An 11,072-nucleotide genomic window follows, 5' to 3' on the forward strand; every position below is an offset into this window, starting at 1 on the left:
CGCGGGTAAGCCTGGACATCCGTATGCCGGCGGAGGTGTTTCTGGAGAAGCTTTACAGGCGGCCGGTGAACTTCTCTATTGAGGACGTGCTTGCGGTGGGGTGATGCACTTGGATGTTGACTCCGCCAACAAAAGAAAGCTAACCAAAGAAAAATGCTTTGTTTTGAATCACAGGCCCGCACGAGCGGTGCCGACGCAGGGATTTTTCATACGGGACATCCCTGTCCCGATGAAAAACGGCCCGCATCCCTGCGGGCCGCCCTCTGGGTCTTCTTTGGCCTTCGCTAGTGCTCAGCTACGCACAGCAACAGCAACAGCAACAGCAATGCCGCCGTTGCCGTTGCCGTTGCCGTTGCCGTTGCCGTTGCCGTTGCCGTTGCCGTTGCCGTTGCCGTGATGAGCTTGGCGCAGTACCGAACTCGCGATGCGATCGTAGACCCGGAGGGCGGCGCACAGGACGTGCGCCGTTTTTCGATAGGACATGGATGTCCTATCGAAAAATCCCGGCGACAGCTGCGACCTCGCAAGGGGGCTTCGTCAAGGAAGGCCTTTTCTTTGGTTAGCTTTCTTTTGGGCCAGCAAAAGAAAGTAACCCGGCCGCGTCAGCGGACGGAAGCTTTGCTCTTGCTGTGGCTTATGGCTTCTTGCTAAGCAAGATCAAGATCAAACGCTAAAAGCTTCCGCCACTAAAGCGGCGGGTTACTTTCTTTTGTCTAAAGCAACAAAAGAAAGCTAACCAAAGAAGTTGCTTTTCTTTGAATCACAGGCCCGCACGAGCGGTGCCAACGCAGGGATTTTTCATACGGGACATCCCTGTCCCGATGAAAAACGGCCCGCATCCCTGCGGGCCGCCCTCTGGGTCTTCTTTAGCCTTCGCTAGTGCTCGGCAACGCACAGCAACAACCAGGGCAAGGGCTCAGCAACACCAACGGCAACGGCAAAAACAATCCCCCTCGCCCACCTACAACCGCTGGCGATTGTCCGCCGACACCCGGTCGATCAACTTGTTGTAAGGATCGAACCCCACCTCGTACGGCGCTTCGCCGACGACGACCTTGATGGTCGATTCGCCTTCGGTGATGCGGCGACGCTCCAGCAGCAGCGGTTTTTCGTCGGCTTCCTCGCCCGAAGGGCCGCGCGCGAATACGCCGATCTCGATCCAGTCGTCGAGGCGGGCCGGGCTTTCCTTGCCTTTGCCGTCGACATAGACCTTGCCGGCGTGCAGCTGCATCGTCACTTCGTACTTGCCGTCGGCGCGCTCGGTGCTGCTCGCGCTGACCACGCGGTTGTCGTAGAAGGTGATCTTCTCGAACAGATCGGTGATCAGCGCCTGCTGCTCTGGCCTGGCTTCGGCGCGCAGGTAGTCGAGCAGTTCGGCCGAGGTCGTGTACGGCGGCGGCTGGAAGCCCTTGTCCTGCAGGAAGCGTTTCAGCGCGCGGTTGACCGCGGCTTCGCCTAGATCTTCGCGCAGGCGGTAGAACACCAGCGAACCCTTTCGGTAGTGCACGTAGGGTTGGTTCTCGACCCGGTACAACGGCAGTTCCTCGACCCGCTCGGCGCTGCGTTCGGACAGGTAGTTGTCCAGTTCGTACTTGAGGAAGCGGCGCATCTTGGCGCGTCCGTAGGCCTTCTCCATCACCATCAGCGCCGAGTACTGCGACAACGACTCCGACAGCATCGTAGAACCCTGCAGGTCGGCGCCGATCACCTGGTGCGCCCACCACTGGTGCGCGACTTCGTGCGCGGTCACGTAGAACACGTAGTCGATCGCGCTGGTGTCGCGCAGGTCGGCGATGAAGCCGATCGATTCGGAGAACGGAATCGTGTTGGCGAAGCTCTGGGCGAAGCGGGCATAGCCGGGGAACTCGATGATGCGCACCTGGCGATGCTGGTAGGGGGTGAACTGGGCCTGGAAGTAGTCCAGCGATTGCTTGACGCCGTCGATCATGCGGTCGACGTTGTAGGCATGCTTCGGGTCGTAATAAACCTCGACCGGGATGCCGTCGTGTTCGACGCGCTTGACCTGCCACTTCGCCGACAGATAGGCGTAGAACGGCAGCATCGGCTGGTCCATCGCATAGTCGAAGCAACGGCGGCCGTCGCGGCGGTACTCGCGCTTGAGGTAACCCGGGGCCAGCGCGATCTGGTCGGGCGCGGTGCACACCGTGGTCTTGAAGTCGATCCAGTCGGCATCGCCGCCGATGTAGTGGTTGGCGCGCGCCGTCCGGTCTTCGAGTTTCGCCATGCGCTGCACCTCGGCGACGCCGCGCTTGCGGCGCTCGTTGCGGTCGGCGAGCTGGCGGTTCTCGTTGTAGCCGAAGTGCGGGAACGCCGCGGAGTTGAAGAAACTGCCGTTGGCGACGATGGCCTTGTTGTCGGGCTCGTTGCTGAAACCGCGCTGCGCATACGACTGGGCGAAATGCAGTTCGCGCTGCTCGCCGGGCTGCATCGGCCGGTCCAGCGTGTAGATGCGATAGCCCAGGCGCTCGTCGTCGTGGCTCAGCTTGGCGCCGCCGAACTCCAGGGCGCTGATGCGCTGTTCGGGGTCGACGGTGATGTGGAACTCGCTGATCGGCTGCGCATGCGGGTTGACGATGCGATAGCGGCCCTTGCTGGCCACGCTCAGGGTTTCCGGATGCAGGTCGACGTCGACCTCGACGGCGAGGATGCGCGGCTGGGCCAGGCCCTTGTACTTGCGGTACTCCTTTTCGTAGCGCACCTGCTCGTCCATCGCCACGTCGGAGGGGACATATCGGTTGAGCAGATTGGTGTTCCAGAAGATGTAGCTGCCGGTGCCGACCCAGGCCAGCGCAAACGCCGCCAGGACGATGCCGGGCGCGCCGCGCAGGCGGCTGCGCGCCAGGGCGAGGCGATCGCGCAGGCTGGGCGACACGCCGCGCACCCACAAAGCCGCGGCGAGGGTCAGCAAAGCCGCGACGAACAAGCCCCAATACGCCTGGAACCACAGTCGTGCGCCGAGGAACTGGCCGTAACCGTTCATGTCCGAGTACGGCGCTTCGGAGGCGCGGCTGAAGTTGTACAGGTTGTGCTCGAAGTGCAACAGGCCGAATGCGGTCTGCAACACCACCACCAGGATCAGCGCGCCGTAGCCGATGAACTTGTTGTTGGTCAGGACCTGCAGCACCAGCGCCAGGCCGCCCATCAGCACGAACGGAATCGAATCGAGCAACAAGGCCTTGGCGTACAGCAGCGGTTCGAGCTGGTGATAGCCCTTGGCGAGCTGGTAGCCGATCGCGCCGAGGCTGCCGATGGCCTGGAAGATCACCACCACCAACACCAGGGTGGCGACCTTGCTCAACAGCGGCACCCAGTTCGGCACCGGCATGGCATCGGTGACCTCGGCCAGCTTGACCCCGCGTTCCTTGAACACCAGGTCGCCGGCGTAGAACATCACGATGAACACGACCATGAAGCCGAAGGTGTCCTGCAGCGCGCCGATCATCACCGAGGTGGTCGGATAGGTTTCGGTGCCGAACAGGCTGCGCATGGCGCCGGCGCTGCCGAGCAGGTTGGCGACCGCGAACGCCAGCATGATCAGGAACGGCACGCTCTTGAGCACGCCGACGGTGTCGAAGCGCAAGGCGTGCAGGAACTGGGCGACGGCGGTGCCGGCACCGAAGGCGGGCTGCACGCGCGGTGCGACCACGGTCGAGGGCGTGGTCGTGGCCGGCGCGGAACGTTTTTTACGCCGGAACCAGCCCTTGCCGGTGGCGGTGCGCTGCGGTTTGAACAGAGCGAACGCGGTCGCCGCCAGCGCCACGCCGATGCTGCTCCAGACCAGGCGATTGGCCAGCAGGAAACGGTCGAGGCTCGGGATCGCGGTATTGAGTTCGTTGGAAGACCAATAACGCAGGGTGCGCCGCAACGCGGTGATGCCGAACGGGTCCATCATCACCGCCAGCCACTCGTTGTCGAGGTCGGTGGCCAGGCCCCGGCCGACGCGGTACAGGATGAAGAATGCGATCACCCCGAGGTAGACCACCAGCAGGTTGCGCGCGGTCACCGCCAGCAAGGCCAGCAGCGCGCCGATGAACAGCAGGTTCGGCAGCACCACCACGCATAGGCCCCATACGTAGGGCACCAGCGAGAACGGCCCGAGCCGCTCGGGATCGATCCACGGCATCAGCGGAGCGATCATCAGCCCGGCCGCGACCATCGCGAACACCAGCAGACAGGCGACCAGGGCGGCGGAGAAGCGGCCGATCAGGAAATCGCGCTTGCGCATCGGGCTGGAGAAAAACAGATCTGCGGTGCCGAGCTCGAAGTCGCGCAGCAACGCACCGGCGATGAAACTGGCGATCGCGAACAGGCCGAGCAGGCTGAAGTAGCTCAGCGCCATGATCACGGTGGACGGCGCATTGCGATTGACGTTGCCGATGGCACCGCCGATCTGCACCGCGTCGGAGCTGGTCATCGCGAAGGCGAGCAGCCCGAACAACAGGGAAATAAGCCACAACAGCGGCGCACGCAGCTGTTGGCGCAACTCGAAACGAAAGAATTCGGCGATCATCGGCGCGCCCCGCTCAAGCCGCGACGCGCGCGTGCTGGCGCAGGCGCTGGAAGTACACGTCTTCCAAATCCGGCGCCACCGGCTCGAAGCCCTCCTCCGGGCGATCCTTGCTGAACACATGGATCACCGGCTGGCTGGCGACCAGGCGCGTGGACAACACGATGTAGCGCGTTTCGTAGCTGGCCAAGGTGGCCTTGGTCACCTGCTTGCGCCAGACCTGATCGCTCAGCGCGGCGATCGCCGCATTCGGCTCGCCGGTCAGCAAGACCTTGCCCTTGTTGACGATCGCCATGGTCGGGCAGAGGTCGGTCACGTCGGCGACGATATGGGTCGACAGGATCACCGCGACGTTCTCGCCGATTTCGGCCAACAGATTCAGGAAACGATTGCGCTCCTCGGGGTCGAGGCCGGCGGTGGGCTCGTCGACGATCACCAGGCGCGGGTCGCCGAGCAGGGCCTGGGCGATGCCGAAACGCTGGCGCATGCCGCCGGAAAAGGTGCCGAGCTTCTGCTTGCGCGCGTTCCACAGATTGACCTGATGCAGCAGACCGTCGACCACCTCGCGCCGCTGCTTGCGCTGGGTCAGACCCTTGAGCACGGCGAAATGTTCGAGCAGGTCCTCGGCGCTGACCTTCGGGTACACGCCGAAGTCCTGCGGCAGATAGCCCAGTTGGCGCCGCACCGTGTCCTTGTCGCGCAGCACGTCGATCGGGCGGCCATCGGCGCCCTCGAGCGTGGCGCTGCCGGCGTCGGCCTCCTGCAGGGTCGCCAGGGTGCGCATCAGCGAGGACTTGCCGGCGCCGTTCGGGCCGAGCAGGCCGAACATGCCGCGCGGGATATCCAGCGAGATGCCGTCCAGCGCACGCACGCCATTGGCATAGGTCTTGGTGAGGTCGCGAATGGTGAGCATCGATGGGGTCCCGTGCGGAGGGAAGACGGCGCGACGCGGATCGCCGGGCCTTTCCTGACAGGATCGATGCTAGCGGTCGCGACGCTTACACCCATGGGCGTTTCGTCGTCATGACCGATGGCAGGGGCGGCGGCACGGGCGCGAATGCCCGGCCATCGACCGCGAGTGGTCAGCGGCCGGCCCCTCCGCCAGCGTCGGCAGCCTCATCCGCCGAGACCCGCGGCGCAACGCCTGCACGTTGCCTGCACGCGCCGCCGCGAACCATGGGCCGACACAGCCTGTCGTGGGCCTTCGCGGAGGCGGCGACGGGGACGGGACGGCACTTTCGGGCAGCACTTTCAGAGGGAATACGATGCATACGGTCATGGTGATACTCGGCGGCCTGATGGTGTTGGTGCTGTGCCTGCTCGCCGCACGGGTGATCGGCGGCGCCGGGCCGGGGCCGATGCTGACCGCAGTCAAGCTGTTCCTGCCGCTGTGGTTCGTCGGTGCTGCGATCAACCTGTGGATCGGCGTCGCGCGCGCCGGCTACAGCGTGGCCGAAGAGCTGCCCATCTTCCTGGTGGTGTTCGGCGGCCCGGCCGCGGTCGCGCTGTTGCTATGGTGGAAGCTGTCGCGCGGCTAAGCTGCACGCCCGAATCGCAGACGCCGCCATGACTCCTGCCCGCACCACCCTGCTGCGCATCCGCGAAGGCCACGCCAAGGTCGGCTTCAGCGAGCTGTTCTTCGACTTGGTGTTCGTGTTCGCGATCACCCAGCTGTCCCACACCTTGCTCGAAAACCTCACCGCGCTCGGCGCGCTGCGCACCGGCCTGCTGTTCCTGGGCGTGTGGTGGCTGTGGATCTTCACCTCCTGGGTCACCAATTGGCTCGACCCGGACAAGGTGCCGGTGCGGTTGATGATCTTCGCCCTGATGTTCGGCGGCCTGCTGTTGTCGTCGTCGCTGCCGCAGGCCTTCGCCGAACGCGGGCTCGCCTACGGCCTCGTGTTCGCGGCGATGCAGGTCGGGCGCACCGCGTTCATGCTGTGGGCGCTGCGCGGCGGGCGCAGCCCGGGCAATTTCCGCAACTTCGTGCGCATCCTGATCTGGCTGTCGGTATCGGCGCTGTTCTGGGTGCACGGCGGCCTGGCCGAACCGGAGTCGCGGATCGGCTGGTGGCTGGTCGCGGTGGCAATCGAATACCTCGGCCCGCTCGCCTATTTCCGCGTGCCCGGCCTGGGCCGGTCCTCGCTGTCGGACTGGGACGTCGAAGGCGCGCACCTGTCCGAACGCTGCGGCTTGTTCATCATCATCGCCCTCGGCGAATCCATCCTCATCACCGGCGCCACCTTCGCCAAGCTCGACTGGAACCCGACCACCGTGGCCGCGTTCTGCGTCGCCTTCCTCGGCAGCGTGGCGATGTGGTGGATCTATTTCGACAGCGGCGCCGAACGTGCGACCCACCGCATGCTGCAGCAGACCGACCAGACCCGGCAGGCCCGGCAAGCGCGCAACGCCTACACCTACCTGCACCTGCCGATCGTCGGCGGGATCGTGGTGTGCGCGGTCGCCGACGAACTGGTACTGGTCCATCCCGACCATGCCGACGGCGCCGGCATCGCCGCGATCATCGGTGGGCCGGCGCTGTACCTGCTCGGTTGTGCCCTGTTCAAATGGGTCACCAACAGCCGCGCGTTCCCGCCGTTCTCGCATTGCGCCGGCCTGCTGATGCTGGCGGCGCTGGCATTCGCAAGCGCGCCGTTGCATCTATCGCCGCTGGTCCTGGGCGCGGCGACCAGTGCGGTGCTGATGATCGTCGCGGGCTGGGAAACCATCGCGCTGCGCAAGTCGCCGCTGCCGGCCGCGCCGGCAGTGCATTGATCGCCGCGACCACGGGACGCGCAGCGGGCGCATCGTTGCCGTCATCGATTGAAGCGACGTGCTGTCGCGAAGGGTAGGAGCGGCGCGAGCCGCGACCGCGCTGCGTCGGTCTTGCGGCGTATCGATCAAGCAAGGTCTAGATCTAGATCTAGATCAAACGCCAAAAGCTTCCGCCACTAAAGCGGCGGGTTACTTTCTTTTATCTAAAGCAACAAAAGAAAGGTAACCAAAGAAGTTGCTTTTCTTTGAGTCAAGGGCCCGCACGAGCGATGCCTTCGCAAGGATTTTTCATACGGGACATCCCTGTCCCGATGAAAAACGGCCCGCATCCATGCGGGCCGCCCTCCGAGTCTTCTTTTGCCTTCGCTAGTGCTCGGCGACGCACAGCCAAAGCCACACCTACAGCGGGCATCGCAGTAGCAGCGACGCCATCCCCTGTAGGAGCGGCGTGAGCCGCGACCGCGGGACGCACGGAGTCAGCAAGGCCAATGCCGTCCATCGAAGCGGCGTGCTCGCGCCAGGGGTAGGAGCGGCGCAAGCCGCGACCGCGAATCTGCGGCCGCCGACGCGGGCGATCGGGGTTGCGCGGTCGCGGCTTGCGCCGCTCCTACCCAAGAGCAGGCGCGACCCGGCGACCGTTGCCGTTGCCGTTGCCGTTGCCGTTGCCGTGAGAGCTTGGCGCAGTGCCGATCTCGCGATGCGATCGTAGACCCGGAGGGTGGCGCACAGGACGTGCGCCCGGCTTCTAAATTGAATGCTCCGATAGGACAGGGACGTCTTATCGAAAAATCCCGGCGACAGCTGCGTACTCGCAGGGGAGCTTCGTCAAGGAAGGCCTCCCTTTGGTTAGCTTTGACCGAAGGAACTCCCTGTGGGACTTTTGGGCCAGCAAAAGAAAGTAACCCGGCCGCGTCAGCGGACGGAAGCTTTGCTCTTGATTTAAAAGCTTTGCTCTTCATCTAAAAGATACGCCGCGAGGCCGCCAAGACGCGGTCGCGGCTTACGCCGCTCCTACCAGCGGGCGCACGCGGCCTCGCTCGTTCACGACGACCCCGTAATCGCTGCGCGTCCGGTGACGCAACACCGAAGTCGCGACGGAATCGTTCGATCGAGCCGCCGACAGTGCCGTCGCCTACTCTCCGGCTGCCCCCGGGACCGGCCCACGCCAAACGGCTGCGATTCCGGCCACGGTCGCGCCGTGACCATCGTTTTGCGCAAAGACCGCACGAAAGCTTTGACTTCGTCGCCGCGTCCGGATAATTTGCGCCAGCCAGTGTGACTTGAGTCACATATATGACGAGAACCGGCGCCCGATCGACTCGGACGCTGGCTCATCGGCGATGACCATCCAGGGGACCGTATGCGAAGTCAGCAAAACACCGTGCCGCGTCAGCGGCTCGGTGAGCACGCTTATGCCACCGTTTTCGCTGCCGGCCAGGATGGCGCGATACTTTCCCCGATCGGGCGCCCGGCCATCGGCCCACCGCCCCGCCACCGCTACGCTGCGCGCGCACTGGCCTGGTTATCGGCCGTGTTGGTCCTGGGCAGCGGCTTGCCGGTGTCGGCATCGGAACAGAACGATGCCATCGACACCGCCTTGAACCGCGCGAGCTATGCCTCGCAGCTGACAGTCACCGCGGTGACCGCCGGCGGCACGCCGGGCTCGACCTCGACCAATATCGGCGCGGCCACGTTCGACGGCAATCCGCCGACCGCCTACGACCCGCGCATCAACCTCAGCTCGAACACCTTCAATTTCATGACCCCCTCGCCCTCGGGCTCCACGGTCAACGTGGTGGGCGGCGGACAGGAAGCGGCCGGCACGCTGACCTTCAATTTCAGCCGGCCGGTGGTCAACCCGCGCTTCCACTTCGCCCGCCTCGGCGGCACCGGCGGCAGCGCGGGCAACAGCACGACCTTTTTGACCGCCACCGGCGGCGCGACCTGGACGGTGATCGGCGGCGCGTTGTCGACGGCCCTGGGCAACACGCGCTTGCGCGCCTCGTCGACCGCGCCTTCGGTGACTTGTACCGACCCGGCCTCGACTTCGGGCTGCGGCACCGCGCAGCTCAACGGCAGCTTCACCTCGGCCGCCTTCAACATCGGTCTCGGCAATCCGACCACCTTCACCGGCACCATAACGGCGGATGGCTATGGGGTGTCCATCACCGTCGACGAAGATTTCAGCGATGCGCCGGTGAGCTACGGCATGGCCGGCCACGTCAACTCGGGCCTCACCCTGGGTGCGAGCCTGAGCATCGACCCCACTGCGCCGTTGACGATTCCGAACGGCACCGCCTACATCGCGCCGGCACCGGCGACCAGCCCGCGCGCCAGCACCAACGCCGCCGGCGATACCGACAATGCCTTCGCGTCCTTGCCGATCGTGGGCGTCGGCACCTACAGCCTGTCGGTGCCGGTGGCCGGCTTCCAGACCGTCGCCGGCGCGACACCGCAATTGTGCGGCTGGATCGACTTCAACCGCAACGGCACGTTCGAAACCGGCGAGCGCGCCTGCGCCAACGTCAGCGGTAACGGCAATGTGGCCTTGAACTGGACGATCCCGACCGGCGCGACTTATGTCGCCGGCGAAAGCTATGCGCGCCTACGCCTGGGTTACACGACGGCGCAAGTGCAGAGCGCGACCGGCCTGGCCGACAGCGGCGAGGTCGAGGACTACCCGATCACCCTGTTGCCGCGCGTGCGCCTGACCAAAGCCTTGGTGCCGACTTCGGACCCGGGCTTGTTCAATCTGTCGGTGGCGCCGGCGTCGGCAACCGCGGTGCAGACCAATAGCGGCACCGTCGCGAATGTCGGCAACGGCGGCACCACCGGCTGGGTGCCGGTGCCGCTCGGCACGCTCATCACCGTCAGCGAAACCGCCGGCACCGGCACCAGCCTGAGCAACTACACCTCGAGCATCGCCTGTACCGACCGTTCCGGCGCCGCGGTGACGCTCGGCGCCGCCGGCACTACGCGCACCTTTTTCAGCCTGATCGGCGCACCGGTCGGGCCGCCGACCACGCCGAACAGCGCCAACGCCGAGCTCAGCGAGGTCAGCTGCACCGCGACCAATGCGCGCTTGCCTACGTTGCAGGTCGTCAAGCTCACCCAGAACGGTGTCGGCACGTTTTCGTTCAGCGGCAGCAACGGCATCGCCAATCACGACATCACCACCGTCACCGCCGGCACCGGCGCCGCCGGGCCGGTGCAGTTGTTGACCGCCGCGGGCACCACGACCGCGGTCACCGAGGCGCCGTTGCCAGCGGGCTATCTGCTCGGCGGTATTTCCTGCAGCGGACTCGGCGCCGGCGGCAATGCCGTGGTCGATCTGCCGAACCGCAGCGTCAGCCTCGATGCGGCGGCGACCGCGGCCGGCAGTGCCATCGTCTGTACCTTCACCAATGTCGCCCAGGTCGCCGACCTGGCCATCACCAAGACCAACACGCCCTTGGCCGGCGACAACGACCAGGCCAACGACACCGTGGTGCGCGGCGCGACCACGCAATACACCTTGCGCGTCACCAACAACGGACCGGTGTCGGTCACCGGTGCGGTGGTGCGCGACACGCCCGGTGCCGGCTTGAATTGCCCGACCGGCAACCTGGTCAGCTGCAACAGCGTGCCCGCCGGCGCCTGCCCGGGCCCGATCCTGATGAGCGACCTGATCGCGGGCGTGCCGCTGGGCACGCTGTCGGTCGGAACCATAGCGACCCTGACCTTCTCGTGCACCGTGTTGTGAGGACACGCAGGAAGAGCTTCCGCCTCG

Annotated in this window: 6 protein-coding genes; 3 read left to right on the plus strand and 3 right to left on the minus strand. The window is 65.4% G+C overall.

What is annotated here, in order from left to right; translation table 11 throughout:
• Positions 1–291: 291 nt before the first annotated feature.
• The 3 genes from ACTOWK_RS11120 to ACTOWK_RS11130 form a co-directional block, all read right to left on the minus strand.
• Positions 292–483: a hypothetical protein gene (locus tag ACTOWK_RS11120; protein WP_441330237.1), complete on the minus strand. Its 192-nt coding sequence runs from the start codon at positions 481–483 to the stop codon at positions 292–294.
• Between the two features lie 478 nt (positions 484–961).
• A complete protein-coding gene (locus tag ACTOWK_RS11125) occupies positions 962–4,531 on the minus strand; it encodes an ABC transporter permease/M1 family aminopeptidase (RefSeq protein ID WP_441330238.1) in 3,570 nt (1,189 codons plus the stop codon).
• 13 nt (positions 4,532–4,544) lie between these two features.
• Positions 4,545–5,441, minus strand: a complete 897-nt coding sequence (locus ACTOWK_RS11130; protein ID WP_441330239.1) for an ABC transporter ATP-binding protein — start codon at positions 5,439–5,441, stop codon at positions 4,545–4,547.
• A 352-nt stretch (positions 5,442–5,793) separates the two neighbouring features.
• Here ACTOWK_RS11130 and ACTOWK_RS11135 point away from each other — a divergent pair, with 352 nt between their 5' ends.
• The 3 genes from ACTOWK_RS11135 to ACTOWK_RS11145 all read left to right on the plus strand — a co-directional run bounded on the left by ACTOWK_RS11135 (position 5,794) and on the right by ACTOWK_RS11145 (position 11,045).
• Positions 5,794–6,066: a hypothetical protein gene (locus ACTOWK_RS11135; protein WP_441330240.1), complete on the plus strand. Its 273-nt coding sequence runs from the start codon at positions 5,794–5,796 to the stop codon at positions 6,064–6,066.
• Between the two features lie 28 nt (positions 6,067–6,094).
• The gene (locus tag ACTOWK_RS11140; protein ID WP_441330241.1) at positions 6,095–7,303 is read left to right on the plus strand and encodes a low temperature requirement protein A; all 1,209 of its coding nucleotides are present in this window, start codon (positions 6,095–6,097) and stop codon (positions 7,301–7,303) included.
• 1,360 nt (positions 7,304–8,663) lie between these two features.
• Positions 8,664–11,045, plus strand: a complete 2,382-nt coding sequence (locus ACTOWK_RS11145) for a prealbumin-like fold domain-containing protein (RefSeq protein ID WP_441330242.1) — start codon at positions 8,664–8,666, stop codon at positions 11,043–11,045.
• Positions 11,046–11,072 lie beyond the last annotated feature (27 nt).

The sequence above is a fragment of the Lysobacter sp. CA196 genome, assembly GCF_052078695.1.
Lineage (GTDB): Bacteria > Pseudomonadota > Gammaproteobacteria > Xanthomonadales > Xanthomonadaceae > Lysobacter.

Coding starts and splice junctions, on each gene's coding strand:
- ACTOWK_RS11145 (WP_441330242.1), top strand. CDS start 8,664: ATGCGAAGTCAGCAAAACACCGTGCCGCGTCAGCGGCTCGGTGAGCAC.
- ACTOWK_RS11135 (WP_441330240.1), top strand. CDS start 5,794: ATGCATACGGTCATGGTGATACTCGGCGGCCTGATGGTGTTGGTGCTG.
- ACTOWK_RS11130 (WP_441330239.1), bottom strand. CDS start 5,441: ATGCTCACCATTCGCGACCTCACCAAGACCTATGCCAATGGCGTGCGT.
- ACTOWK_RS11125 (WP_441330238.1), bottom strand. CDS start 4,531: ATGATCGCCGAATTCTTTCGTTTCGAGTTGCGCCAACAGCTGCGTGCG.
- ACTOWK_RS11120 (WP_441330237.1), bottom strand. CDS start 483: ATGTCCTATCGAAAAACGGCGCACGTCCTGTGCGCCGCCCTCCGGGTC.
- ACTOWK_RS11140 (WP_441330241.1), top strand. CDS start 6,095: ATGACTCCTGCCCGCACCACCCTGCTGCGCATCCGCGAAGGCCACGCC.